This is a genomic window from Ochrobactrum sp. CGA5 (genome assembly GCF_006345815.1).
Taxonomy (GTDB): Bacteria; Pseudomonadota; Alphaproteobacteria; order Rhizobiales; family Rhizobiaceae; genus Brucella.
The window spans coordinates 19647-45552 of the sequence record NZ_VCIG01000010.1 but is presented as its reverse complement, the minus strand read 5'-3'; the positions used below and the strand labels follow the sequence as shown (position 1 = coordinate 45552).

Sequence of the window (25906 nt, the reverse complement as noted above, 5' to 3'; positions counted from 1 at the left end):
GCTCGCCAGGACGTGTTCGACTACATCGAAATGTTCTACAACCCGAAACGCAAGCACGTCAGAAACGGGATGCTGTCGCCCGTCGAGTTCGAGAAGCAGCAGAGAACCTAACCCGAGGGTGTCTACAAAACTCGGGGCTATTCAAGACGATATCGAAATTCAGGAACCTGATGTCGACGTAGAGGAACCCGAAGTCGAGCTGGAAAAGCCTGACGTCGATACCGAAGAAACGGAAATCGAGACTGAAGCAGAGGCAGCCGTCGAAGTTGAAACCGAACAGCCAGATCATGACATCAAGACTGCTGAGGTAGATGCCTCCAGACCTGCATCTGAAATTGAGGATACGAGTGCTGCCAGCGATGTTGACGATTTAAATCGCCAGGCTGAATCTGAGGCATCGGCCATCGATGACAGGATTACGTCTGATTTTAAGCAGGCATCAGTCAGCGCGGATCAGCAATACGAGCAAGCCACGGAATCTGGTGACATTGATGCGATCCTGGAGGCTGAGGATAGGAAGATGGCAATCAACCAGGAATTCAACGATTACATGAATGATCGTAAGGAATTCGACGGCCAGATGTCGGCAGTTCGTGAAGCGGCGGCCGACTACGCCAAAGCGGAAACCAGTGAGGACAAGACGAAGGCCGCTGATAAATATGCTGAAGCCCATGATCAGGCACAGGCAACCGTTTCCAAAGCTAAGGCTGGCGATAAGAGCTACTCGGACACCATGGAACTACAATTCAATGCCGAGGTGGCAGACCAGATGGCAGCGATCCGCAAGTCGGAACCCGATGCTGAAATGACGGGCATCGAGAGGGCTGTTGAAGAGAGACAATCTGAGGGTCATTCCGTCCGCGTGACAATGCAAGACGTCGAAGAAACCAAGGCTATTGCCGCCCATTCTCAGTCTCAGGTAGCTCAGCAGGTAAGCACGTCGTCAGCGACAGGATGACTCTGGGATTTAACATGCTGAGCGATTGCTTCGCTGAGTTAACTTGAAGTTGAACCAAACCGACAAAGATTGGTGGGAATGTTAGGGCATTTCCCACTGACATTCACGGCAATGGTGCTTGTGACGTCAGACAATTTTTGATGTACTGGCACTTGATATTGGTAAAATTCGCGGCTGTCTCATTGACTAGGGAGACGTTCTGAATTTATCGCTTGCGAAGGCATAAATCACGCAGAATGACAAAATTTATGATTACTGAACAACGTCTATATTGAGGGTGGTTATGGGGGAGGCTAAGCGAATGCAATTAACGCACGCACAAATCATAGAGCGCGCGACAGGCTGTATATACTGTAATAAGTTTAGCAAATTCTCTATCGAGCATATGCCTCCCAGGAACATGTTCAAGAATGTTCGACCTAACGGCTGGGTATTTGCGTGTTGCAATACTTGTAATCAAGGTTCTAGTGGAGCTGACGCGCTTGCTGGCATGATGGCACACTTAGAGGCTGTAGCAGATGATAAGTGGAAGGTAGATCGTATAAGAGACCTACTTCGCTCGGCAAAAAAAAAGAATACCGGGTATTGAGCACGAAATATTCGGTACAGATCTTGAGGATTCATACGTCTTACACAACGGATTATTGCGACCCATAAAAAAAATAAGAGCGAACGGTCCCTTAACGAGAAAATACCTAAATATTTTCTCCGCAAAACTAGCGATGGCAGGTTTCTCACATTTCACAGACCGCCCGATTAAGCAGACGGGACTGATTCACACTGAGTGGTATTTAAATGGCGGTATATCTGAGGCTACATACAGGCATATAATTTCAGTAATGCCGGGATACGCTCAACTTGTTCAGGGGGTACAACAGTCAGGAAAACAATTCCATTTGAGATTTAACACCAATAAAACTGACATAGTCGCCGCAATGGTGTCATTTAATGACGCCTTTTTTGTTACCTTCATTGCGACAGACAATGTCGAATTCCTGCAGCCCTTACGACAAATGTTCGGAAGAATATCGAAAAGTGATAGGCCAACGGTGAACCTGACGACGCCAGGTCTTCCTGAGATAGAAGAACAAGGCCTATAGAATTTCTTATAATAGGGCCAAATATTGCGAATATTGTCGAAGATTAAACCGCGTTAATCGAAATTATATGACCTCAAGCCACTCTACTCTATCAACTCCAATAAATATGCGGCAACTGTGTGGGCGCTATGGATTGCCAAACGGGCATGTCGGGGTTTGATTATGTATATTTTAGCCTGCTCTGCAGACCTCCCATGTGCAGCACTCTTCCTGTTGCGAATATACATGATCCCTGTAACAATGTTTGACAGGCCGGATCCTATCAGTTTTAAGTCTTTATCATTCCATTCCTCTGAATTCAGCCCCATTTGATCCGACGCCATTTTCCATAGCGTTGAGAGCGTGTCTTTGTCTGTGAAGGGCACATGCTTATTGTCCAGATAAGCTTTGATTGTGGCCTCTAAGACGTTTCCGGCATAATGTGCAGCAGCATGTGGGTCTTGTTCTATTTGGGCAAGTGCACGTTGAATTTCTATCTCGACAGAAGCGAAACCATGCCTCTTGACGTTCTCATAGAGTGAGACCGTGGAGCTGGTTCCTGCTTTATTGATTGAGCCACCTTTTACGTAGGAAAGCCCTTCTCTGTTAAGTGTTTCACGGATGTTCGTCTTATATTTTTCCAGTGCAATTTCATGCTCAGTCGGTGTAGCTGAGTCCCATGTGTGAATTTCGTGGATTTGCTTTTCCATAAAGTCATCTAGGATTATTCCCAGCACCTTCAACGGAAACTCATTTTCGATATTAGTCGCCCTTAAACTGGACTGTACGGCCATCATTTTATTGACGTCTGGAGAGCTGGGAGGTGTCCCAGCATATAGAAACAGCGCATTAATTTGAGCGCGAGTGTAATAATCGGGTATTATCTTTGAAAGCAATCCAATCAAGCTTGTCGGAATTTTATCATCATCTATCATATCGCCCCCTATAATATTCAAGTATACCGATTTCCCCGAGTTCAAAACGGGAGAAGTCAATGAATCCAAGCATATTTGGGTCAATGCCTGGTTTCAAGTTTCATAGCTACATACTACTGAGAAAAAATCACTTTCAATTGAGAGCGCTATCTTTCTGACTAAAGCTGGTGCCTTGCGCCGACAAGTGGTAACAACTATAATTATGCTTAATTGCATATTATGCTATTTGTTAAAGGAGATAGGCACAATGAAATTATTAAAAGTAGCTACACTTATATTAATGGCATCGGCGGTCAGTGTATCGTCGGTGCCAAGTGCGTTTGCTGGAGGTGGCGGTTGCGCCATTGGTGGAGCCGTGGGAGCCATAGCAGGATCGTTTGTTGGCGGTAACGCACGCAAGTTCGCTCAAATCGGGGGCGGTCTTGTCGGTTGTGGTGCTGGTTATGTCATTCAAAATAAATCCAAGCAGAAGTCTGCAGAGTCAAAAGCGAAACAGAAGGCTCCGGCATCACGTAATAGTGGCAAGGCAACGTCGGTTGCGAAGTCGAATACAGGTAAAGCGGGAGCCGTCGCAGGTGCGGCCGTTGTCGCAAACCAAGCTGTTAAACCTGTCGCCGATCCATCTATCCTGACTGCGCAGGAGCACTTGGTAGCTCTCGGATACAATCAAGTTGGAAAGCCTGACGGTTTTGTAGGCAAGGCGACTTCTGCTGCTGTTGTCGCATTCCAGAAAGACAAAGGACTTCCTGAAACCGGTGCTTTGGACGCCACAATGATCGCGTTGATCGCTCAGGCGGCGACAAAGGATGAGTCCGGTAGTCAATTGGCGTTGAAGCCTGTTGATGCGGGGATCGAGAAGGAGATAGGCAAGAATTCTGTCAGTGAAGTGACCGAGACGGCAAATGCCAGCGTAGAAGATACTGCGGCTGATGAAATGTCACACGAAGAATACGTGGAGGCAGAACGCGCTGCAGGACCAATTGTCGACGAAGTAGAGCCTGAGATCGCACCTGTTCAGAAATCGGTGCCTTCAAGTGAGACCTCGGTAGCCTCGATAACAACGACTGCATCCAATCCGAAAGACATATCGCCAGCCGCACCAACAGAAGCGAAAGCAGACGTTAGTTCACACGTTGACGACAGTTTCTAAGGAGGGATGTCAGTGATGATGCCACAAGGAAAACCGTTATCAAAGTCACAGATAAATAGTATAGCAGCAGGTATTGGATTCCTTTTTGCTGTTGCCATATTCCATCTTCCGCTGATAATCGCCGAACTCGTCTATTATACCTATTTCGGCAGCGATGGTATATCTGTAAGAGGGCCTATGCTTACCATATTGGGTAGCGAGAAAGGTGGATTCGTCTACTATTTCATACTCTTAGCTGTCCTCGTCTATAATGTGCCGAATAGAAATGGATGGAGTGAAGCAATAAGGAACAGCGGTCGCACCTACAGCAAGACAAGGCGTCGCATCACCATTGCCGTCACTATTCTGCTTTGGTATGCGATTGTGTGGTTGCTGAGCTGGGCGTTTATTTCTGGCTTTAGCGCTCTATCCGTGCATTTGCCGCCATATACCTAATACAGACATGACATTTGAACTCGATGCCAAACCCCACTCAATAGTGGGGTTTTCGTTGTCTCACTCGGTTTCCTTATCAGTAATTGTCTTAAGCTGATCAGGTGAAAAATCGGCACCATATTTGGCAACCTTCGCCGCCCGTTTCTCTGCCCTCGCAGCCTTTACCAACCTCGTTGCCTCTTCCAACTCATCGAGTTCTGCAATCTTGGGGTCATCATCAGATTTTGATGTCATAACAAGCCTCCTGGTGACGACCTGAACATCATGGCCGCCAGCTTCCGATAATATTTATCAATTCGGCTTCTTCAGAAATGAGAAGTCGACAGTCTCATCGGCTTCGGAATTGGTTTCCTGCATGGTTGACAGCCCATGTGTCTGCAGGGCATCTCTGAGTTGCCGTGAATCGAGGTCGAGCACGATTTTAGCGGTGGCCTCACCAATGTTGCCACTGACGTACCGCTTCAGAACCTCGTCGACGGGTGGTGTGCGAAATCCACCAATCTGGAGGGCTGCGTAGACTCTTTCAGTTTCGGTAGTCAGTCGGCGAGCGACTTCTTTGGCTTTGCCATCTTGGAATTCTCGCACCTGGGCATTCAGGGCATCGAGGAATGGCAAAAAGGAATCCAATTCGTCGTAAGATAGCCAACCTTTGATGGCTGGAGTCATCTTCATCGAGTTAAGTGTCGCCGCCCAGTTAAGCATGCGAATTCGTTGCACCACATCGCAGATGTCTGTGTAGTCGATGGGCGGAAAGATTTCATTCACATCGGTCATTTGAAGCCCTTCAATTCCCGATACCGCTTAAGCATCGCCTCGGTCTTGTCTGCGAGATCACGATATACCTTGATGGCATCCGACATTGCACCCTCAGCTGGGAGCGAGAGTTGTCCCCACGTCTCGGTTTCGATCAGTCGGATTTCCTTGGTGTCATTCAGGCGCACGATGGCAAAATATCCGGCTCCGGTGTTGCCCCAATCGAGCCTTTTGACGGCATAAAGCACCGTTACATCATCGAGTTCATGTTGCTCTCGCAGGTTTCTATGAATTGCCCGGACTTCCAGATCCGTAAGGCCTTCGACTTTCTCAAGAATGCTTGGGACTTCGACCATTTCATCTTTGTTTGGATCGTATTTCAGTCGTCGGCCGTCAATGCGTATGATGGAATGGTTATCGACGACGTCGGCAATTTGGCCGTCTTTTTTTGTCGCGTGCTCGTCGCAAGCGGTGAAATAGTAGCCATCACGAACGCGTAAACGCCCAGGTTGTCCGCAACGCTCGCAGACGAAATACGACCGCTGTTCCGCAAGGGTTTTTGCCATCTGGAGTTCCAGTTCCCAACGTTCCAGCTTCCGAGGTTGATGACTGACTATGACGTCATCGTCCGCCTGTTTTGTCTTCATTTGCGGAAGAACTGGTTGGCAATAAAGACGGAGACCTCCGAATTTCTCTTTGATCTGCACTACCTTGAAACCAACGTGTTCGGGAACGACGTGGTCAACCACGTCGAAATATCTATCAACGAGGCCAATCCAGCCAACACCGATCTCCCATCCGTGGAGCCTAGGTCGCGACAGGCGAGGGTGCTTGCGGATTAGCTTGGCAAACTGCGGGCGCTCAAAAATCTGATAGGCAGCCCCACTAATACGCATCGTGTCCATGAAATCTTCTTCCATGTCGCCATAGTCGGATGTCCGGATCGGCACGCCGTATTGGTCACCAATCTGTTTTGCTCGTTCGATGGCCTGTTCGCGCTCGGGGTCATCGAAATCCACGACTACCCATAGCTGATCCTGCGGCGGTCGATCATCCAGCGAGCGGACATCCATTAGAATAAAGCTGCCATCAAGGTTTTCAGCCACGATACCGAGTTCGCCCGCGATTTTGTGCAATTTTCCAGACATTCATTTATCTCTTCAATGAGATTACGCCTGAGGCAGGAAGGGCGAAGGGTTGCGTGGATAACGAACGAAAGTGGGGCGTTCACCAGTCACTGTGATGATCCAGTTTTCTGTCCAGGCAACGAATGGATGAAATCCGGTCTCATATGGCTGGAAGTTGTAATCCAGATATTGGCGAGCTTCATCCAGCGATAACGGCGTATCCGCTTTCTCTTTTGGAAGTGCAGGAAGATTGTCGGGCAAAGATGCAAGGTTCATAGAGACCAGGTTCATCGCCGCCCATGACAGCACAATAGCTTGCACAGTCTCACCATTCGCGAGCCACTGGATCTCCCTGAAAGCGTTCAGTGCATCAGATTTCACAGCTATTGTTCTTCCTGCAGATCGACCACAAGATTGTCTTTGAACCCGTTGCCTGACCGCTGTTCCCACCAGTAGCCGAGCGGATTGCAGACCACATGCGTGCGCCCAATCTGGATGTCGATTGCATGGTGGGTGTGACCGCATATCCATAAAGCTGGGGCATGTTCACTTTCAAAGATGTCGCCAAATGCTTCCGCCGAGGATGCGAACAGGTAATTGGCCTCTGAGCCTCTATAGATTTCCGGCGTGCATGCTTCATGCGGCAAGTGATGACTGACAACCACCGTTTTGCCATCGAAAGGCTTGGCCAGCTCGCGCCGTATATATTCCGCATTCGAATGATGAAGTTCCAGCATGTCAGAAGGCTCGAAGCGTAGTCCGCTGCGCATACGAATGGATTCAAAGTCATTGAGCATATGGGTGGCCTGTCTCATCCGCGTTGGCAACAGGTTTTTGTCTTTCAGCGACATCAGGAAATCCACCCAGAGAGTTGCCCCGATGAACCTTACGCCATCGATGATGACCGTATCTTCATCCAAGACATACAGGCGGTGATCCCATACTTTCGATTTGGCTTCAGCAAGCTTCAGGATTAGCTGATCGGTTTCAAACGCTGAGCGACGCCCCAAGCTGTCATAGAATTCGTGATTGCCAGCGACATAGACTACTGTCATCTGAAATCGCTCAATGAATGCCTTCGCCGTCTCTTCCAGTTTATCAGCATGCGTCCAATCACCAGCCATGACGGCCAGATCAGCATCAGGCTTCCGGTCTGGAAAATCTCTGACCGTTCCTAACTCTTCATGCAAATCGCTGAAAATCCAAAGGCGCATCACAAGCTCCTGCTGGGTTGGGGGCGGAGATCGTCAGTGTCGATGACCTTGTCCCATGTGAAGCCATTTGTGTAAGCTTCGTGGTCGTATCCGTGCGGATTGCAGACGATCCGCGTCCGGCCTACCTCGATGTCGAAGGCTTCATGCGTATGGCCACAAATCCAAAGATCGGGTGCCATATCGCTATGAAACAGTTCACCGAATGGCTTCTCTGATGACGCAAACAGGTAGTTGTGCTTGTTATTCTTATACATTTCTGGAGTGCAATCCGGATGGGGCATGTGGTGCGTCAACACGATGGTGTTGCCATCGAACGGCTCCTCAATCTTTGACAGAATGTGATTTCGGTCTTCTTGGTGAAGCTGAAGCATTCTTTCCGGACTGAACACAAAAGGAGCTAACCTTCTCCAAATCATCTTGAAATCATTCAGAATATGCGGAGCCTCATGGAAACGATGAGCGATCTCCTTCTCGAATTCGGTATCATCAAGGCCTTCTAGACCGTATGCAAAATCGACCCATCCCGTGGCACCGACAAAACGAACGTCGCCCAATACAAGGGTCTTGCGCTGGAGCACATAAACAGGGTGAGCCCAGTCTTCGTCAATCGAGCGTTGAGCGACGTCAAGCATCAGATGAAGCGCACTCTCGAATGAATCCTGAGAATAGTATTCGTGGTTTCCAGGAACAATCAGCAAAGGTATGTCAAACTTCTCCACTATATGCCTTGTAAGACGAGGATAGTGGCTTGCCCAAGCAAGGTCGCCCGCACAGACGATGATGTCTGCGTCAGCAGGCGGTACAATATCGTCGAGAGTTCTAAAATCGGAAGAACTGAACTCAAGGTGCAGGTCAGACCATACCCATAGTTTCATCTGCTGCTCCTAAAAGTTGGTACTGGGCTTGCAGACGGGATATCAATCAGACCGCCCTGCCAGCTGAAATTCGGATTGCCAGTGCCTTTCGGATGGCAATAAATGCGTGTTTTGCCGACCTGATAATCGTATGTCTCGTGAACGTGCCCGTGGATCCAGAGCTCTGGTTTGAAACCTTCGATGATGTCAGTCAGGTCAGATACAAACCCCGGCGTCAGATTATTGCGACCGTGAAAGGTCGATATCGAATTGGGATGCGGTGCATGGTGAGTTACTACAACTGTCGTTTTATAAAACGGCTTTGATAATTCCTCTTTCAGATACCTACGGCTATCGAGATGAAGCCAGTAAGCATCCTTGGGCGACATCAGTTTGGGAATAACGCCACCAACGGCTTCGTTGACATAGACTGCCTGATATTCCGGCATCGCGCCTTTCATATTGGCCAACGCTTGGTTTCTGTATTTCTCAACAGTATCGGCATCGGCATTGTCAGGCGCGAGGATAGCGAAATCCGTCCATAACGTGCTTCCAATGAAACGTACGCCGTCAATGACTAGGGTCTCGTTATCCAGTACATGGATTGGATGCCGTCCGTGTGCATTACCGCTACAATGCGCTGCAATACTCTGCGCTTCAGGCACGGTACCGGTGAGACTTCGACCGATGAAGTCGTGATTTCCTGGCACAAAGATGACAGGCATGTGTGTGGCAATAATCGTTGCCACCCATTGCAGACCAGCTTCGAGGTCATCACAGATATCACCTGCGAGCACGCAAATGTCAGCCTCTGGAATTCGAAGTTTTGATCCAAATTCGGAAGGCTCTGTTTTCAACAAATGAAGGTCGGAAATCACCCATAATCTCATTATACCGTTTCTCCTTTTCTGGTATTGGTCCCGACTAGGCTGAACTGTCGGCTTGCATACCACCAGGGGTTAAGGGCGGAATGGACTTGAGGACTCCTCTTCATTGATGCGACGGCGGTTTTGTTTGATGGCCTTCGCCTGTTCTTTCCAGACGTCTGTAAGGCCAATCAGGCGGTCGGAAATGGTATTCACGATTTCCTCGGCATTGATGATGCTTTCTTCGGCCTGCCTGATGAATTCTTCGACCGAGATCGGGCGCAGACTCTGATTGTCGACACCGACGTCGATAGTTCCAGGCATGCCCAGAACCTGACCATGACTATGGCCAAAAGCTGCATATGCACCCCGATGAGCTTGATTCCAGACGTAAGGGGCGTAGTGGCTCAGCATGATCCTCTGGCCGTCATGCTTGATTTCCGCAAAATGGGAAACCGAGACCCAATCCAGTCGCGACAGGGCAGGGAGCAGATCTCCCTTCTTATCGACATCATGATTGCCAATGATCAGGTACTTGCGGCCGTTGAGCGCGTGCCAGATTTCGGATACCCGACGCTGTTCGTGCTTCATTGAGAAGTCGCCGAGGTGCCAAACGGTGTCCTTTGGATGAACTACGGCATTCCAAGCGGAAATCATGGCCTCATCCATCTCGTCCACGTGAGGGTAAGGCCTGTTTAGCGCGGTCAACATCAATGGGTGACCAAAATGCGTGTCGGCAGTCAAAAATGTACTCATCCGTCATCTCCTTTTTGCAATCGGAGATGAAAGAGAATGCGCCCCCACTGCGATTACGTTGCTATCCTTATAATTCATAATTGCTTATTGTCAAGTCGTTTTGAAACTGATACGAGGAGCCCAATCCTCTCTCCTCCCAATCTTGATTGGCGCATGGCAGATGAGGTGAAAAGGGGTTTCCAATGGTTAAGAAGGCAGACGAAAAGCTAGGGCAGAATGAGGTCCTCGATCCCTCTATCTGGCTTGCAGATCCAGAAGATCCGTCTCGTGCGATGGAAATCGCAAGCGTGCTCAGTATGGAAATTACGGATGGAGCCTCCGCTTTCAACATGGCGAAGGTCCACCTTGCTGAATCCCTGATTTGTGACAGCGATTGCAAGGCTGAGGCATTGACTTCTTATGCTCGTTTCCTGCTGTGGGTCGCTGCCTGCTTCGGAAATACTGAGGCGCTCTCGCTGTATCTGAGCGAAATCAACGCTTTCTTTCAGATCTGGAAAAAATCAGATGCCAAAGTCGGTCTGCAAATGGTGCCAGACTTCACCAACACCATCAGGCGTTGGAAGGATAAGGAACGGGAATTGGCAAAAGGAATCCGACTGCGGCCAACACATCGCGTCGTTCATGATAGACACGACGAGTCCGTGGAGGCAATTCTGGCGGCAATGGATTTCAATGAGAACCCTTTAAAGCCCAAGCGTCGCCCAATTAGGAAATCATATAAAAGTTCGCCGCAGAAGCATCGCGAAGTCTGTGTTGTGAGGGACATCGGAGATGCCGACTCAGGTGAAGGTAAAAGTATTCATAAGCGTTTTGTCAAAACAATCGGGATTCCGCTTCCATTGAAGGGATCAATGCCAGAAAGAGGTGCATTCCAGGCTGCAATTGAGAGGGAGTGGCCATGGGCATCAAAAATCGCAGAGACCATTGAGGTTGCCCTCGAACTGCAGAGATCGCTTGGTGTGTCTGTTCCAAAGCTGAAGCCGATGCTGTTTGTTGGCGAACCAGGTACCGGAAAAACGTCGCTGGCTCGTCGTGTCGGCGAAATTTTTGGCCACAAGCCAACTCTGATTTCAGTTGGGGGAAGTGCAGATAGCGCAGGCATTGCGCCCGTAAATCGCGGTTGGGCGGCATCGCGGCCGTCTGCACCATTTCTTGCTATCCATGCTAGCGAAAGCGCGGATGCCTGCCTTATCATCGATGAAATCGACAAAGGGGTTCGCGTCGGCGGTCAAAATGGATCGGCAGCGGGTGCCTTGCTCAGTATGCTCAGTAATCCAGAAATGTGTTTCGACGGCTGTCTGATGGCTAATGTCGATCTCTCTCATGTCACCTGGATTGCGACGGCGAATAGTCTGGATGGCCTACCAGAGGCATTGATCGACCGCTTCCAAATCTTCGTCGTTCCGAGGTTATCTGTCGAACACTTCAACATGATTTTGATGTCAATGCGGAAGAGGCTGGCAATCGAAATGGCAACGGTACCGGAGTTCCTACCAACACTGGATGGCGACGAATATCGCGCTTTGGAGAACTTCTTCACGGCCAAGGGCGGCTCCCTGCGCCAGTTTGACCGCATGTATCGGTTCATTTTAGGCGAAGCCATGAAGCGCGAAAATATGAATTCGATGGTGATGTGAAGGGGAACGGCAATGGATATCGAAAAACTGCTTCAAGAGGCCGTTACCAAGCCATCAGATGAAGTGCTTGCATCCGCTCCGTTTCTCGACGGCTGGTGGATTATTCAGGCAGGCCATTTTTTGCGCGCACGAGGTCAAGTTGATGGGCATCCTTCTATCGATGATCCCTATGTCACAACAAGTCCGATAATGGGCTTCAATGCTACTGAAGGCTGGATGCGCACCAGATCCCGTTATTACCGCCTCGGTACACCTATCGACCTCGAAAAGCTCAGGCTGGTCAGGGCTATTCCAATACCAGTTGCCGACCATATTCTGGAGCAGATGAGATCGGGGCTATGGAAGGAAATCACGGACGAGAAAGGAAAGGGTCGACTGCATTAGCTATTGGAGCTTGAATTATCTCCCTTCAATGAAATAATGACGGCCGACATAGCGGTAATCTTGGGAGGAAACCGAAATGCTTGGACCACGGAAAGAGGGAGACTATCCAGACCGCGATATTGACTGCCAAGAAGCCGTCTCTCATGGGATTTCCGACTTAATCGAACAGGCGACCCTGTCTGGCGGATCGGAAGCTGAAGCAGCTGCCGCGCTGTCTGGGACGGATATTCCTGGAATCCGAGATTTGATCAATGATGCTGTCGAAGCTGGATGGTCGGCCGACGAAGCGGCAAGGGCGGTCGCTGAAGTCGCAAAAGGATTGGAAGTCGGGTATGCGGGTACCGATCCGAACGAATAGCTGATCATTTGGGGGCAGGGTCATGTTGGGGTTGATTTTGGCGGCATCGGTCGTGGCTTGGCAGCCGCCTGCTGAGCAGGTATCGCGACCAGTCATGCAGATATCAGACAGATGTCGCGGTTGCGGCTGCAAGGGCGGCCCCGGCTGGCGTATTCATGCCACGGGACGTTGCGCTAGCAATCGAAATCTAGCACAGAACTGTGGTTCTCCACCTTCGGAAACACTTTGCACATATGAACTCGGCGGTGCGAAGGCCAGAGGAACTCCCTCGTCGTCGTTTTATGCACCTTCAGACACCAAGACTGTTGCAAAGCCCTCGAAACCCCGTGGTTCGATAGCGGGACGCGCATCTGTCATCGATGCCGATACAATTGAAATTCATGGGCAACGCATCCGCATTTGGGGCATCGACGCGCCTGAAGGTGGGCAAACCTGTCAAGATGCATCCGGCAGTGAGTATCGTTGCGGGCAAATCGGTGCGATGAAGCTGGCCAACTACATCAACGATGCACAGCCAATTATTTGTGCGCAACGTGATGTCGATCAATATAGTCGGATCGTTGCATCATGCGTGAATACCTTCGGTCAGGATCTCGCGACATGGCTCGTCCGGAATGGGCATGCATTGGATTGGCCAATGTATTCAAAGGGAGCGTATTCAGGCGCTCAAAAGGATGCGCAAAGTCGGAAGACAGGTATTTGGCAGGGCACCTTTGTCGAGCCGTGGGAGTGGCGGAAATTGAGCAAGGGCGCGATGTGATGAGGAACTGCTGGGCAACGTTCATACCCTTCGCTTTGGCCATCACGTCCCTCGGGATCAGTACGAACGCTATCGGAGCCGAAATTGGGAAGGCAAACGATCCACTATGCCTCATGGAACTTCATGGAGAGATCGTGAAGGGCGATCTCCAGCAGTTTAACACTTTGGCTGACGAAATTCTTCCAGGTTCTGACGGCGAGACAACGTGGAAGAACACGATTTGTCTGAATTCGCCTGGTGGCAATTTGGCCGAGGGAACAGCACTCGCAGGTGAGATATACAAGCGAGGCATTACGACCATCATAAGGGACGGTGAAGCCTGTTATTCGGCATGCGCTATCATGTTTATGATGGGAGTCGCACAAGGTGGCGAGATGGGCTGGGCAAGCCGAAAGATGCACAAGAACGCGCAACTTGGCTTCCATAGACCATATCTGGATATCGATTCTGACGAGAAGGTCTCTATCAAGGCCTTGGCAGTCGGTTTCGACGAGGCTCAGAACGCTCTCCTACAGATTTTTAATCTGGCGAATAGTCCCACGGGGCCGTTTACCACGCGGCCGATGATGAAACCTGATCTGGTTCAAGCCATGATCTCGCATGTCGGTAATGACTTCTTCATGGTCGATGATGTGAACAGGGCAGGGCGCTTTGACATCGAAATTTTCGGATTTCAAGAACCCACTGACATTGATGCTCAAACAGCGTTCATTGCATGCGACAATGCTTTCTACTGGGAAACCCGATTGATGGAACCTGGTTCCGTCGATTATCTGCACAAAGCTTACACCGACAAGGATGCGGTAGAGCGCCAGTCCAAACCTGTGAATTCCTCGTACGGCAAGAATTATCATGTCGTCAGCAACGACGCAGGCTATGCCGACGCCGAATGTAATGTGCGGCTATACAAGGACAAGCTGAACGTTTGCGGAACGAATAACACTTACGATACCCAACTGGGTAGCGGTGTCTGCGATCCTAGCCTGGAATACGGCGTCCTGAATTCGGTCTCGAAAATTGCGCTTTGGCCTGCTTATTCAAAATTAGCGAACCTGCCCTCAAAAATCGACGCTACCAATGCCTTGAAAGGCCCTCGATATAGGTGTGTTGTAAAGGCGGAAGATAATCAAACTGTCGATGAAGAAATTTGCGTTCAGGGACCGGGTTCGACCGCAAATGGATTCCTGAACATAGACTTTGTGTGGCCGAGCGGCAGCAAAACGGTCATCTCAATCGGTAAAACAGCTCTCAAAATCAACGGCGATCCGGCACAGCGTAAGTACGAGCCGAATAACACCACATGTTTCCAGAACGAGCGTACCAGAAAATGGTTCTGCGCGACCAAGCTGACAACCACAGAAAAGGACGGGTGATAAAATTGAACAGCAGCAGGTTTTTATTAATAATATCAATATCTTAGTGGCATAAGATAGGTTATGGAACTTAATGTTATGTCCGGTAATATCAACGAAATCGCACCAGGTTAGATCGATATGTCTCGCTTCCATAGATCAGGCCATACCCGTACCAATGCGCATGGCACAACGTTTTCGGTGCGAGGTCACGATGTAAACCGTGGTGAATGGCATCACACCGTCGTCAACCAACAGACAATTTCGTTCAAACACGGACCACAATACGGGATCACTTACCCGAATGCGAAATGCCCAGTTTGCGGTAACCCCATTTTCTTCTTTCAAGCGTACAACGGAGGTCGGGTGTTTTTCGATCCTCCGTTAGGGCCGCCGTGGGATAAGCATCCATGCACGATTAAAGAACCTGAACGGGCTAATAATGCCAAAGTCGAAACATCGATTAACGTGGATGAATTCGATATATCGAGGAATAGTGCGGCCTATACATATTCATTATTACCACGTCCTAAAGGTACCATTGTTGAGATTTATGGTGAAGAAGATACGGTTACCTATATAACGCCGCTAAAGCTCAATAAAAGGCTTCTGGATCACGTATGGCCAATCAAAGGTGACGACGGTAAACCTGTCGGATTGTCATTTCTGTCAGTAGACTTTGAGCCTGTAGAAGTACCCGTTAGACTGCGACGAGAAGCATCCCCGTTGACCCTACGCATTCGGCGGGAACTCTCTCTTATAGCTTCTGAGAAGCTGGCGGGTGTAGTTCAACGCATAAACGGCGTAAATGGAAAACTCTTGCTGAGCGAAACCGAGTTTGGCGCTTTCGGTATTGTTGAAGCAGAGGCCTCCAAAATTATACTTATTCCGGTTCCCGTGAACCATAGGATTTTCCCAGACAATGATGAAATTGAATCTCTGCAGCAATATATGGCGGTCGCAGCCGATGCTGCTATTGAGATGTCACTGTCAGTCCATCCCACGCCAACTAACGACTTGTATGTAAATCGGATTATTTACGTTTTTGATGACGTGATCGGCCGCATCTCAGACAACATCGAGTCAGACCTTGGATTCGAGAATGGGATTTTTAGCTCTCTGTGGATGTCAAACCCATTAGAAGAACTACGTGCGAGATTGATTTGGGTCGATACATTCGATGTCACAATCATTCAATTGCCGGACTGCGCATTAACACTCGAAGAAGCCTATGAAGATGAGGCCGAATTCTGCGCAACAGTATGGCCTGAAGGGACTGACGGTCGAAGGCTGAAGATTCAGAACATGATCGGTGCTCTTGGCTTTACCAAGCTATTCGAGATCGTCACATCCGAGCTTAAACGCCTTGGATGGCTCATGAATTTTACCAATGAACATTATGGAAAATTCACACACGAAATCGAGTATTTACAGCCAGACAAAGACCCTCATGATGACGACGCTGTCAAAATTCGCTTTCTGTTTTCCAGGTCGGACAATGAAAACGGTCTAGCTATGGCGATAGGTCAGTTATCTGACCAGACATACCTGAAAGATGTTCTGTATAAAGTAGCTGGAGTAGACGACATCGAAACTTTCGCTGGACATCTCCAAAAATTGACTACACCCCCGAAAGCAGGTTCTGAAAAGAAATAAGAAGACCAAGCAAAGTTCTCAAGGATAGTGTGTTAAACTTCGTCTCCACCGATTGGAAACAAATCTCCATCACATCCACTGGCGTGCACCCTGATATGGTGTTGGCGACAGAGCCATCGTACCTGGAGCGGAGTTGAGTAATCATCATGGTGGGCGTCCACAGACGGATTCCCACAGATCTCACATGATCCTTTGACCAGCTCACCGCTCCCCAATGCACGTTGAACGGCAACATGCGCGAGATACTTCTGAGGATTCTGACGCCGCCAATTTGCCTGTCGCGTGTCGGTTTTCAGATTTAGCTCGTCCATACTGCATTCTCCAAATGATAAGAAAGCAAGTGCCGCGCATAGACCTTCAAATGAAGTTTGACAGACGATTCTAGGTCGACAGTTTCAGGGGCAAACTAACATTATCTCTTCAAATTGACCAGAACGTCCATCAGCTCAGAACCCGTCTGAAAAACCTTCGAATTCGCTGTGTAGCTACGTTGGGCTTCGATCATGTCTGTCAGTTCCTGCGCAATATCGACGTTCGAATTTTCCAACGCCCCAGTCCTGATTTTGCCGTTTCCGTTCGATGCTGCGGTTCCAATGATGACGTCGCCAGATTCAGCAGAAGGAGAGAATACGTTGCCGCTGATGACGGTCATTTTGTCCGGACTTGCGACGTTAGCTATCGCGAGTTGATAACGCGCGAGCATGTCGCCCGTTGCAGAGCGATCATATACGATACCGTCTTCTCCAATAACGGTATCGACGGTTGCGCTTGGCGCTTGTCCGTTCAGTTCAGCCGCAGATATCTGATAATCGCCTGCAAGCTGTGTTGATGCTGCAAGATCAAGCGTCATGGTCTGACCGTTGGGTATTGCTATCTCAAGCGTACCACCTTCCAGAAGCCTGCCATTTTGGGGATCAAACCGCATCAGCGACGTGGCAAGAGGCGCGCTACCCGGAGCGCCATAAGGAAATCCGCCCGATGGTGACGCATCGTCGCGATTGAAGACGGCCACCTCCCAGTTGAAATCTGCACCCTTGGTGAAATAGACATCCAGCGTCACGGCTCGTCCCTGATCATCGTATGCGATTAAGGATGTCTTATGCGAATAGGCGCTGCTCGCCATATTGTCGGCAGGCGTATTGCCTAACACCGAAGGCTTGATGACTGGATCAGTCGCGGGAAGGTTTAGCGCCGCAAATACCCCCTCATTATCCATCAGGCTGGGGTCGGCCAAAGACATGCTATCGCTGAAATCGATTGGCCAAGTCTCTCCACTCGGAAGCGTGACATTGAGACTGCCGCCGCTGATCAGAGCGCCCGTTGCAAGATCGAATTGCAGTATTGTCTGGCCGAGTGGAGCGCTGCTGTAAGGAAACGGAGCGCTAGCCCCGGTATTTGTCGCGTCAGCCGCGTTATAGACAGCCACTTCCCACGTGTCAGGTCCAGTGCGCGTATAATAAACGTCCAGCCCGACATTGCTTGGGAAACCTGCATATCCTCGCAGGCTCATCCGTTCTGTCGGGCGGCTTGCGGTACTGTTCGCGGATGCTGGCATCTCACCTGCTGCCGTGTCGAGGATCGGTGCCAGCGTGGACAGATTCGTATTGATCTTAGCAGCGGGCGTCGAACCACCCGCTATTGCCTGCGTGAAGCCGGATAGATCGACAAGGAAGGGATCATTCGGATCGAATCCAACAATCGGATTGCTACCGATCAGATCCCCCGTCACCGGGTCGAAGTCGAGCTGGATCGAACGCAATTCAACATTGCCGCCCGTCAGGTCGTAGGGAAAACCTGTCGAAGGAGCGCCATCCGTTTCAACAATGGTCACCTCCCAGCGGTTATCAGCAATCTTGGTGAAATAGGTTTCCGTGGTCACGAATTCGCCAGCGCTATTCAGGCTAGCCGTCGTCAGCTTGCGGTTCCACGCGCTATACGGGCTGTTCTCCGATGGTGGAACATTGACAATTGCTTGCCCTACGTCTGGACCATTCGCAGGCAGATTCACGGTGAAAGTGCCGTTGGTGGTCGGCTCTGCAGGAAAGCTGCTCTGTCCCAGTGTGATAGGCACCATGCCATCGAAACCGTTACCCGCACCAGTGAACGGATAGGGATAGCCCATCAGCGTAAAGCCAGCCACGTTCACCAGATCTCCATTCTTGTCGGGAACGAACGATCCAGCCCGCGTCAGATAAGGCATGCCACTGGCGTCCTGCACAACGAAGAAGCCATTGCCATCCAGAGCCAGATCTGTCGTTGAACTCGTTGATGTTAATCCGCCCTGCGCACCGATGTTGTGACGCACCTGCGTCAGGACACTGCCGGAATTGTAGTTGCCAGACGTTGATGGCAGCACCAGAGACGAAAACTCAGTCGATCCGCGCTTATAACCATTTGTGCTGGCATTCGCGATATTGTCTGCCACCGCACTCAGTTTATTTGCCTGAGCGTTCATCCCTGAAACGCCCGTACGCATCATTCCGTACAAACCCATAGCTACCCCCGAAGCATCAATTCTCACCATAAGGACCGAGGCTTGCATGAACCTTGTGTCAGGAACTGCTCCTCCTCCCCTTCAATTAAAATTTGGCCACCGCTGGCTTCTCTTTCTCAGCAGCGCGTTCGGCCTCTCTACGTAAGCGTTCCCGTTCTGCGGCCGCCCTCTCCTGCGCCTTGGTGTCAGCTTCACGAACCTTGGTTTCAATCGTGCCAGCCGGACGTCCAAATGGTCTGGCGGCATCTGGACGGCGTTTCTCAGGTTCTGGGCGCGTAAATGTCTTAACAGGCGTCGGAGTTGTTGTCTTGGAGACGTCTATCTCAACAGGCTTTTTGAAATCAGGCTTGGTGAAAGCAGGCGTCTGAGCCGTCTTCTTTTCCGAATTCCGAATGGCATCGGCGAGCCTGCGCTGATCAGCGACGGCCTCTTTCTGCTTATCCATGACTTCCTGACGTCTGGACTGGATAAATGAAATCTGCTTGTCGCTGAATCCGGTATCCCTGAAACTTTCAGGCTCCCATTGACGAATGTTCTCTCTTGAAATCCCGACCTTCTCGTAAGCGGCATTCCGCATTTCATCGAAGTGTGGATGTGCTGCCTTGAATTCCTTGGCGGCTGCGACGATGTTTTCGGTCTTGTAACGGTCGAGATCGGCGTCAGATACCTTAAGCAACTCATGCGGCCGATCAGTTGCCATCGTCATGACCTTCTGCACGATGTCTTTATCGATATCAGCAGGCCAGCGAACGGTGCCGTTAAGCTTTCCAGCATCAGCTTTTACCGAGTCATTCCAGTCCTTGTAGAACACTGAGAGAGTTGCGTCTTTAGCTTCGGCCTGTTGGTTTCCACGTTGGATGGCCGATATAGCTTTGTCTCGGAAGCCATATCCTGCAATATCGTTATCCATGGCGACCGTGAATTTCGCATTCGGATTCTTTTTCGCCAAGATTTCAATAGCTTCCTCGGCGACATTGGACATTCCACCCGATACTGACAGGTACAAGGTTTTGTTCTTCTCGCACCATCCATCGGAGAACTGGTTTCGCTCTTTGATTGTCCAGTCTTTGGCTTCAGCAGGCAAATTATTCTTCTGCCAATGAGATAAGGAATCGACACCGGACTCGCAGATGATTACATGCTCGATATCAGGCGACTTCTTATACCCCATCATGGCGACACCCTTGCCGCCGAATTGAGAGAAGCTTGAAGTCATAGCATCCTGACCGCTGCGAGTGGTAGCCGGAGGCAGTTTTGTCTCGATGCCAGTCACTGTGCCAAAACGGATGACGTCACGGTGAGCGAAAGACAGGCCGTCTTTCCAGTCGTTGGAACTGTGGTCGTAAAAAGCAGAACGACGAACATCGTTTTTGAAAACCAGCATCGTCGTGCGGTCGAGAGCGCGCTCTTTCGGGTATTTATCGGTGATACGGGATTCTTCGAGGACGTGTTTCCACTCGTACTCAAACATGGTCTTGCCAGCATTGATCATCTCAAGGGCGGCATCCGCACGTTTGATTTCTTTCTCGGTAGCATCGGGTTTCTGGCCTGCAACCAGCACCCGATTCCACTTTTCTGCAATCTTGGCCCTCTTTTCGACATCGCCGAATGCCCCAGATAGCTTACCTTCTTCTATTGCCTGCTGAAGCTTTTCAAGGCCATCCATGTCGCCATATCCGGGCTTGAAAGAGCAGACCGATGTCTGCTGCTTGATAGAATGCTCATAAGCCGCCCAAATTTCCTTCGGCTTTGGATCCTGCACAATGCGCATGGCAAGCGCCTCACTCTTCATCTGCCCGTTGCGGACGGCATGAAGTGGGAATTGTTCTGAAAGCAATGCCTCGGCGGCCAAGTAGTCTTTTACGACGCCTTTTTTGATCAGCCAGGTTTCCAGACGACCACTCTGACCGGAATCATTCCACTGGTTGTAGATCCAGTTTCCATCCTTCATGCGGGACATATTCCAGACATTGTTGGGTTTCCCGTTCGTTACGCCATCGCAGAATGCCAACGACGACGCCGTCGATTTCTGCTTGGGATTTGGAACCGCACCGTGTTCAATCATGAACATTTCCAGTTCATTCCGATATCTGGTCTCCAGATCGACATCCCATTTTATAATCGATGACGGGATATCCAGTTTCATTTTCTCTAGCGTCAGTTCACTCACATTATATCTCCTCTTAAGGTCGTTCAGCTCCTCCGTGGTTGGCTGATTGATAGTGATTGAATTCGTGTTTTTAGAATCGTTTGCAGCAACGTCATTTACAAACGGTTTTGCATAATCTTGCTTAGCGTTATCGCTTGAAGACAGTGGGGTGCCGTTCGTCAAATTCTGGATCTCTTCTTTTGACAGAGATCCCGAAACCGATGCCGCTTTTCTCATGCTGTCAAGACGGGCTTTATTGTCGATGATACGGCGTTCCAAATCGGCTTCGGTTAGCCTGCCCTGCTCCCGCAGTTTTTCGATATGGGTCTGGAATCTGTTTGTGTCTGCCAGAAAAGCTTCAAGCCCGTCTTTGGTCTTGTAAAAGCTGAGGTCAGAAAAGTTCGATTTGCTCTCAGATGAAGATGCTTCGAAGATCAAGCGGTTCATATAGTCATCCTCAGTGAACTTGTACTCATCCTCTGGTATGACGATGTCTTCTTTGTCCTCCGGGTGTGGAATAATTAGATTCCCGTTTTCCTCGCGGATAATCAAACCGTCCTTCACGAGAGCGTTGATTTCCATACGGCCTATGTTGACGACCATCTCGGCATCATGACGATGACGGGTGAGACCAACATAGGCGAGACGATAATCGATGCCATTGACGTTGGCGACAATGCAGCGGTTGGTAGTGGTTCCTTGAGCGGCATGTACAGTGACTGCATAAGCGTGCTGCAATACGGGTAGAGGCTTGCGATCAGCGAAACGGTCTTCGGCTGCCAATTGTGAAGGGGTCACAGTCACCAGAATTTCGCGATGGGATTCAGTTTTATCGAAACGCAGGGTGATAAGCGGTTCCTGACCTTTACGCGGGGTTACCCTCTCGACCGTTGCCATATCGGAGTTGTTGACCATCAATCCGCTGGCGGCATTCACAGTGAACTGCTTACCACCAAAAATAACACGCTCACCTGCCCTCAATTTCAGCTTATGGCCGACTGTGTCCTCTTTCTCATCGCGTCGATAAGCATCAAACTCGACTTCCACATCTCCGAAGTGGCTTGCTTTTATCATTGCACGGCGGATGTTCTGATTCAGAGCATGGACGTCCTTGTTACGATTACTGACGACCAGGCATTCTTTAAGATTTCCCTTTTCCAAATGAGCATTCCGCAAATAGCGCTGCGCGACTTCGTTGTATGCATCTCCCGCCGTTTTCGAGAAAATGATACGGCCTTCCTCTTGGTAAATTCCGAGAGCTTTGGCGATATGGGGGTCGCCTTTGTGTTTCGCAGGCTTCTTATTTGGGTCGTCGGCGTTGTCTCTGGAGCCTTCGGGATTCTTATTATTGAGGCCTTCGAGGCCGGACTTTACGAATTCACCGGATGCCTCACGCATACGAGCCGTCAGACGCTTGGTCTCCTCATTTGTGTTGTCGGTTTGTCTGACGATATTGTTGAGGCGGTAGCCGCCGTTGAGGCGCATCGCAAGCGTGAGTGGATCACCCGCTGCCACTGGCGATAGCTGCATGGTATCACCTTGAAGAATAAGACGGCCACCAACTGCTTTAACTGCTTCCAGAATGTACTGCGCGTCTTCGATACCCATCATACCTGCTTCGTCGACAACGATGACGGTGTTTGCATCGATCTTGACCTTGCCAGCCCGGTGTTCTGCAATAAACTTGGCGGTCGCAAAAAATGCATCATTGCCAAGTGAAATGTCATCGCGCAAAATGTTCGCGGCCTTCCATGATGGGCTAAGTCCAAGCATACGTCTTCCAGCGGTTTTCACAGCTTCGTGGACTGTGGACATCGAAAACGTCTTGCCAGTGCCCGCACTGCCTTCTACGCAGACCAGCTGTTGTTTGCTCGACAGTACATATTTATACATCCCAACCTGCTCTTCATTGAGCATCTTATTGTTTTTTGGGTCGGCATCATGCTTGGCCTGCATCTCGGCTAAGGCATCTTCGATTTCCTGATCTGAACGCATCGGTTTCATTTCTGGAACATTCTTGATGTCGAGCAGGAACTGGGTTTCCTTCTCAGCGAGATGCTTGACCGCCCATTGGATACGCTGATCGGCGTCTGGTTCGGCAATGTAAAGGTGCTTCTCTTTCACATGTCGGACGATCTCTTGCACTTCTTCGAACTTGAATTCTGACACACACGCACGAGCCGTCTCGGCCAGCACGTCGACTTCGCTAACAATGGTGCGATGCCCACCAAGACGTGCGATGGCATTCTGAGCGACGCGTTCGATCTTCTCTTCGCGGGTTTCCTGTCGGACTTCTTTCTTCGACAGGATCGACATTAGATCGGTGTCGCCAAGCAGCTTATCGAAATCGCGCTTCCAGTCCTTTTCGAGTTCCTCGATTGGTGGCTGGTCGTCTTTCGAGCCTCTGGTGCTCTTAGCGGCTATCTCAGCGGCCTCCCGGTTTGCACGGCATAGGCCTCGCTCTTCCAAGGCGGCGTCGATTTCACGCTTCCGATTGCTGAAATTGTCGACGATGATGTCAAACAATGCTTGATCGCCAGCCTTGATCTTGATGCCTTTATCGCCCATCTCGAAGTCCAGATCGCGGAACTCATCCATCTTCTGTAGGCCTTCGATAACGGCGTTCTTAAAGAGGGCGTCCATAACTGGGCGCATGAGTACAAGAGCGTTATTCTCTATAGCACCAATCGTGCCATCCTGTCTTATTGACGATTTCATGATCAAGGCATGCACGTGTAAATTAGGGTCGCCACGTGATGTGCCATCCCCTGTAGGACGAGCCGTTTGGTGGAGGTACAGGGCAGCAGTGAAGTCCGTCACAGGCTCCATCCATTCGATGTTCTCAGTCTTCTGCTTTCCTGTCTTCTCATTGATGACAGGCTGGCCATTCGCGTCGAACATTGGTTTCTTGATAACGCGACGGGTCTGAATCTGTCCGGCATCGTACATTGCCTGAAGAGACTTCGCCGCTGACTGCTCGATGACATTTTCAATCTTTTTGGTAAGCTCGTGATTGCCTTTAAGACGCGCCCATGCCCAGATAACAGATATCTGCTTATCGATGGAGAATGTGACATCCTCGCCGACGCGTGGCAGTTTCTTTGGATTGCCGTCCTTGTCGACCATCTTCTCTGGATGGCGGCGCAAGTCATCGAAATATTTGGCCGTCTTGGTGGCCAGCACTTCATTTGTAACGGGATCTCTCCCTTCTGCCAGCCTACGAACAACAGCAGATGACAGCTTACTCCCAGACTCTACGCCGTCCAGAATACGAAGACCGTTGCCGACCTTCGGTTTCGTGCCTTCCTTGACTTCCATGATGCTGGCTAATGCCTGATCGGTCAGCGCAGGTCGGAAAAAGGTGCCGCCATTGGAATCCGAGGTACCTGCCGAATAATAGTCGCTGCCTGTCTGATTGAGTGAAGCCGACTTCGTAAGAGCCTGGATGTCCTGATTGATGATATCAGTCTGCTGATCAAAATCGATCACTTCATCCGCGCGCGTTACATCGGTCTCCTCGCTCGGATTTTTGGTCAGATAACCAATGAAGTTTACCGGATTAACCCCGACTGCCATATTAGCGACTCCGAGTTTTCTTGCGCTTGTCGACCGCTTCCAGTGCCAATTCAAGGCAACTATCGAAGAGTTCGGTGGCCAGTAGATATGTGCCGGAATCCTCCAGGTCTTTCGCAAGCGTTGCGTCTATACGAAAGCGGATTTCGAAGAGTGGGCCATTCTTGAATTTGACCATTTCGAAACTCGTGCCTTCCGGTGTGGCGGCATAAAGCGTCTCGAATGCAGCATCAATGAAATCCTGAAACAGGATTTGTGCGACGACGATATTGACGAGTTGCACTCTCCGGAAGCGCTCATAGTAGCTCCCGTTATTGGAAAAAACGGCAATCCATTCCGGCGCATCATGGTTGCTGTTTCTGTTGTAGATCGTGATCATTATTATCTCCTTTTGAAACTCAATTGTTTGCAATTATGCATCGATTAGTTCACAGAATGCCGCTTCTTCATGAAATTGCGTTCTACCCGTTTACTGCCTGCAACGGTCCCAATACCGCGATGGTGTAGACCTGTCTGCGAACCCGTTTCGCCGTCATTTGAGGTCTTGATCTGGGAAAACATCGAGATCAGACTGAGATCATCAACGGCATCGGTATCATCACGGGATGAAATCGAATGCTGATTGGAAGCGGAACCGTTAGCCTCATTGTAGTAACGAATGACCGCATCAGGGTCGCCACGAAATGCTATCAGCTTCAGCACTGTTTTAATCTCGGATAACGACTGCTCGACCGAAAACATGGAATCTGACAGTTCATGGATGCGGGACCGCATGCTATCGGTTTCGTCTTCGTTACGTTGAGCATTGCGGATCAAATGCATAAACGCATCGCCCTTACTGACGCCACGTAGGGCACCCCAGTTGGAAAGATATTCGTCGGCGATCTCTTTATCGTCAGGTCTCAGCTTCAAACCAAGCGTTGACCACTTGTCTCCTGTGTTTGATATCGGTTTCTTCATAGTATTGTCTCCTGATGCGCTACAGTTGGACATCAGGTTGAACAATTTTATATAAATAAAATGAGGTTGAAACCGGATACCAATAAGTATTTAACGCTTATATTCTTAATGTTGGCCACCGGCGGCAATAAAGTCAAGGTGTTAACACTAAGTTTTCGACCACAAAGTCTAGGTTTTCGACCCCAAAAGCCCGCCGCAGGCGACACAGGCACGTCGCAGTCGCGTCCTGTGTAAAGCTTCAATGCCCAAACGGGCATCCATCCATTTCAACCCCGATGTCGATATGAATCTCATGGGAAATCATGAAGAAAATATCGGACATCGAACTTCATCAAACCCGACATCAAAAACTACCATCACCGATGTCAAAAATTATCAACACCGACACCGACAAAACCCCATCGACACCGAGAGACAAATCACGGAAACCAATAACCAGAAATCGACATCAAACAC

24 protein-coding genes are annotated in these 25906 nt (G+C 49.8%); 10 read left to right on the top strand and 14 right to left on the bottom strand.

What is annotated here, in order from left to right:
- Together FJQ48_RS10900 and FJQ48_RS10895 are read left to right on the top strand one after the other, a co-directional pair.
- On the top strand, positions 1–111 hold a 111-nt coding region (locus FJQ48_RS10900), incomplete at its 5' end, for an IS3 family transposase (RefSeq protein ID WP_139973699.1).
- Positions 112–118: 7 nt separating this feature from the next.
- Positions 119–958, top strand: coding sequence for a hypothetical protein (locus FJQ48_RS10895; protein WP_139975150.1), 840 nt, complete (start codon positions 119–121; stop codon positions 956–958).
- Positions 959–2141: 1183 nt separating this feature from the next.
- Here the strand turns inward: FJQ48_RS10895 and FJQ48_RS10890 are convergent.
- Positions 2142–2972, bottom strand: a complete 831-nt coding sequence (locus tag FJQ48_RS10890; protein ID WP_139975149.1) for an abortive infection family protein — start codon at positions 2970–2972, stop codon at positions 2142–2144.
- A gap of 247 nt (positions 2973–3219) precedes the next feature.
- Between FJQ48_RS10890 and FJQ48_RS10885 the strand changes: the two genes are divergently transcribed.
- Positions 3220–4122: a peptidoglycan-binding domain-containing protein gene (locus FJQ48_RS10885; protein ID WP_180350183.1), complete on the top strand. Its 903-nt coding sequence runs from the start codon at positions 3220–3222 to the stop codon at positions 4120–4122.
- Between the two features lie 12 nt (positions 4123–4134).
- Positions 4135–4557 (top strand): hypothetical protein, encoded by a 423-nt coding sequence (locus FJQ48_RS10880; protein ID WP_139975147.1) that lies wholly within the window; start codon positions 4135–4137, stop codon positions 4555–4557.
- A 60-nt stretch (positions 4558–4617) separates the two neighbouring features.
- Here FJQ48_RS10880 and FJQ48_RS22365 read toward each other — a convergent pair whose 3' ends face one another.
- The 8 genes from FJQ48_RS22365 to FJQ48_RS10845 all read right to left on the bottom strand — a co-directional run bounded on the left by FJQ48_RS22365 (position 4618) and on the right by FJQ48_RS10845 (position 10127).
- Positions 4618–4791: a hypothetical protein gene (locus FJQ48_RS22365; protein ID WP_180350182.1), complete on the bottom strand. Its 174-nt coding sequence runs from the start codon at positions 4789–4791 to the stop codon at positions 4618–4620.
- 57 nt (positions 4792–4848) lie between these two features.
- Positions 4849–5331, bottom strand: a complete 483-nt coding sequence (locus FJQ48_RS10875) for a hypothetical protein (RefSeq protein WP_139975146.1) — start codon at positions 5329–5331, stop codon at positions 4849–4851.
- Entirely contained in the window at positions 5328–6458 is a 1131-nt protein-coding gene (locus FJQ48_RS10870; RefSeq protein WP_139975145.1) for a hypothetical protein, read from the bottom strand. Before FJQ48_RS10870 ends, FJQ48_RS10875 begins: the two co-directional genes overlap by 4 nt.
- A gap of 21 nt (positions 6459–6479) precedes the next feature.
- A complete protein-coding gene (locus FJQ48_RS10865) occupies positions 6480–6818 on the bottom strand; it encodes a hypothetical protein (protein ID WP_139975144.1) in 339 nt (112 codons plus the stop codon).
- 2 nt (positions 6819–6820) lie between these two features.
- A complete protein-coding gene (locus tag FJQ48_RS10860; RefSeq protein WP_139975143.1) occupies positions 6821–7651 on the bottom strand; it encodes a metallophosphoesterase in 831 nt (276 codons plus the stop codon).
- Positions 7651–8526 (bottom strand): metallophosphoesterase, encoded by an 876-nt coding sequence (locus tag FJQ48_RS10855; RefSeq protein ID WP_139975142.1) that lies wholly within the window; start codon positions 8524–8526, stop codon positions 7651–7653. The genes FJQ48_RS10860 and FJQ48_RS10855 overlap by 1 nt, the downstream gene beginning before the upstream one ends.
- On the bottom strand, positions 8523–9395 hold the full coding sequence (locus FJQ48_RS10850; protein ID WP_139975141.1) for a metallophosphoesterase: 873 nt from the start codon (positions 9393–9395) through the stop codon (positions 8523–8525). The genes FJQ48_RS10855 and FJQ48_RS10850 overlap by 4 nt, the downstream gene beginning before the upstream one ends.
- A 69-nt stretch (positions 9396–9464) precedes the next feature.
- Positions 9465–10127 carry a metallophosphoesterase family protein gene (locus FJQ48_RS10845; protein ID WP_139975140.1) on the bottom strand — a complete coding sequence of 221 codons (663 nt, stop codon included), beginning with the start codon at positions 10125–10127 and terminating at the stop codon, positions 9465–9467.
- Between the two features lie 182 nt (positions 10128–10309).
- On the opposite strand from FJQ48_RS10845, the gene FJQ48_RS10840 reads away from it, so the two are divergent.
- The 6 genes from FJQ48_RS10840 (at position 10310) to FJQ48_RS10815 (ending at position 16274) form a co-directional block, all read left to right on the top strand.
- Entirely contained in the window at positions 10310–11764 is a 1455-nt protein-coding gene (locus FJQ48_RS10840; RefSeq protein ID WP_139975139.1) for an AAA family ATPase, read from the top strand.
- Positions 11765–11776: 12 nt separating this feature from the next.
- Positions 11777–12148, top strand: a complete 372-nt coding sequence (locus FJQ48_RS10835; RefSeq protein WP_139975138.1) for a DUF6634 family protein — start codon at positions 11777–11779, stop codon at positions 12146–12148.
- 76 nt (positions 12149–12224) lie between these two features.
- Positions 12225–12506 carry a hypothetical protein gene (locus FJQ48_RS10830; protein ID WP_139975137.1) on the top strand — a complete coding sequence of 94 codons (282 nt, stop codon included), beginning with the start codon at positions 12225–12227 and terminating at the stop codon, positions 12504–12506.
- 22 nt (positions 12507–12528) lie between these two features.
- Positions 12529–13266, top strand: a complete 738-nt coding sequence (locus FJQ48_RS22705) for a thermonuclease family protein (protein WP_247870352.1) — start codon at positions 12529–12531, stop codon at positions 13264–13266.
- Positions 13267–13400: 134 nt separating this feature from the next.
- Positions 13401–14639: a hypothetical protein gene (locus FJQ48_RS10820; RefSeq protein ID WP_139975136.1), complete on the top strand. Its 1239-nt coding sequence runs from the start codon at positions 13401–13403 to the stop codon at positions 14637–14639.
- Between the two features lie 120 nt (positions 14640–14759).
- A complete protein-coding gene (locus FJQ48_RS10815; protein WP_139975135.1) occupies positions 14760–16274 on the top strand; it encodes a hypothetical protein in 1515 nt (504 codons plus the stop codon).
- 32 nt (positions 16275–16306) lie between these two features.
- On the opposite strand, the gene FJQ48_RS22700 is transcribed toward FJQ48_RS10815, so the two are convergent.
- The 5 genes from FJQ48_RS22700 to FJQ48_RS10790 form a co-directional block, all read right to left on the bottom strand.
- On the bottom strand, positions 16307–16585 hold the full coding sequence (locus FJQ48_RS22700; RefSeq protein ID WP_139975134.1) for a hypothetical protein: 279 nt from the start codon (positions 16583–16585) through the stop codon (positions 16307–16309).
- Positions 16586–16686: 101 nt separating this feature from the next.
- Positions 16687–18768, bottom strand: a complete 2082-nt coding sequence (locus FJQ48_RS10805; RefSeq protein WP_180350181.1) for a flagellar hook-basal body complex protein — start codon at positions 18766–18768, stop codon at positions 16687–16689.
- Between the two features lie 85 nt (positions 18769–18853).
- Entirely contained in the window at positions 18854–24235 is a 5382-nt protein-coding gene (locus tag FJQ48_RS10800) for an AAA family ATPase (RefSeq protein WP_180350180.1), read from the bottom strand.
- Between the two features lie 259 nt (positions 24236–24494).
- Positions 24495–24869 carry a hypothetical protein gene (locus FJQ48_RS10795; protein ID WP_139975130.1) on the bottom strand — a complete coding sequence of 125 codons (375 nt, stop codon included), beginning with the start codon at positions 24867–24869 and terminating at the stop codon, positions 24495–24497.
- Between the two features lie 44 nt (positions 24870–24913).
- Positions 24914–25450 carry a hypothetical protein gene (locus FJQ48_RS10790; RefSeq protein ID WP_139975129.1) on the bottom strand — a complete coding sequence of 179 codons (537 nt, stop codon included), beginning with the start codon at positions 25448–25450 and terminating at the stop codon, positions 24914–24916.
- Between the last annotated feature and the right edge of the window lie 456 nt (positions 25451–25906).

Coding starts and splice junctions, on each gene's coding strand:
- FJQ48_RS10840 (WP_139975139.1), top strand. CDS start 10,310: ATGGTTAAGAAGGCAGACGAAAAGCTAGGGCAGAATGAGGTCCTCGAT.
- FJQ48_RS10855 (WP_139975142.1), bottom strand. CDS start 8,526: ATGAAACTATGGGTATGGTCTGACCTGCACCTTGAGTTCAGTTCTTCC.
- FJQ48_RS10885 (WP_180350183.1), top strand. CDS start 3,220: ATGAAATTATTAAAAGTAGCTACACTTATATTAATGGCATCGGCGGTC.
- FJQ48_RS22700 (WP_139975134.1), bottom strand. CDS start 16,585: ATGGACGAGCTAAATCTGAAAACCGACACGCGACAGGCAAATTGGCGG.
- FJQ48_RS10860 (WP_139975143.1), bottom strand. CDS start 7,651: ATGCGCCTTTGGATTTTCAGCGATTTGCATGAAGAGTTAGGAACGGTC.
- FJQ48_RS10875 (WP_139975146.1), bottom strand. CDS start 5,331: ATGACCGATGTGAATGAAATCTTTCCGCCCATCGACTACACAGACATC.
- FJQ48_RS10830 (WP_139975137.1), top strand. CDS start 12,225: ATGCTTGGACCACGGAAAGAGGGAGACTATCCAGACCGCGATATTGAC.
- FJQ48_RS10795 (WP_139975130.1), bottom strand. CDS start 24,869: ATGATCACGATCTACAACAGAAACAGCAACCATGATGCGCCGGAATGG.
- FJQ48_RS22365 (WP_180350182.1), bottom strand. CDS start 4,791: ATGACATCAAAATCTGATGATGACCCCAAGATTGCAGAACTCGATGAG.
- FJQ48_RS10835 (WP_139975138.1), top strand. CDS start 11,777: ATGGATATCGAAAAACTGCTTCAAGAGGCCGTTACCAAGCCATCAGAT.
- FJQ48_RS10845 (WP_139975140.1), bottom strand. CDS start 10,127: ATGAGTACATTTTTGACTGCCGACACGCATTTTGGTCACCCATTGATG.
- FJQ48_RS10805 (WP_180350181.1), bottom strand. CDS start 18,768: ATGGGTTTGTACGGAATGATGCGTACGGGCGTTTCAGGGATGAACGCT.
- FJQ48_RS10800 (WP_180350180.1), bottom strand. CDS start 24,235: ATGGAAGTCAAGGAAGGCACGAAACCGAAGGTCGGCAACGGTCTTCGT.
- FJQ48_RS10850 (WP_139975141.1), bottom strand. CDS start 9,395: ATGAGATTATGGGTGATTTCCGACCTTCATTTGTTGAAAACAGAGCCT.
- FJQ48_RS10790 (WP_139975129.1), bottom strand. CDS start 25,450: ATGAAGAAACCGATATCAAACACAGGAGACAAGTGGTCAACGCTTGGT.
- FJQ48_RS22705 (WP_247870352.1), top strand. CDS start 12,529: ATGTTGGGGTTGATTTTGGCGGCATCGGTCGTGGCTTGGCAGCCGCCT.
- FJQ48_RS10890 (WP_139975149.1), bottom strand. CDS start 2,972: ATGATAGATGATGATAAAATTCCGACAAGCTTGATTGGATTGCTTTCA.
- FJQ48_RS10815 (WP_139975135.1), top strand. CDS start 14,760: ATGTCTCGCTTCCATAGATCAGGCCATACCCGTACCAATGCGCATGGC.
- FJQ48_RS10870 (WP_139975145.1), bottom strand. CDS start 6,458: ATGTCTGGAAAATTGCACAAAATCGCGGGCGAACTCGGTATCGTGGCT.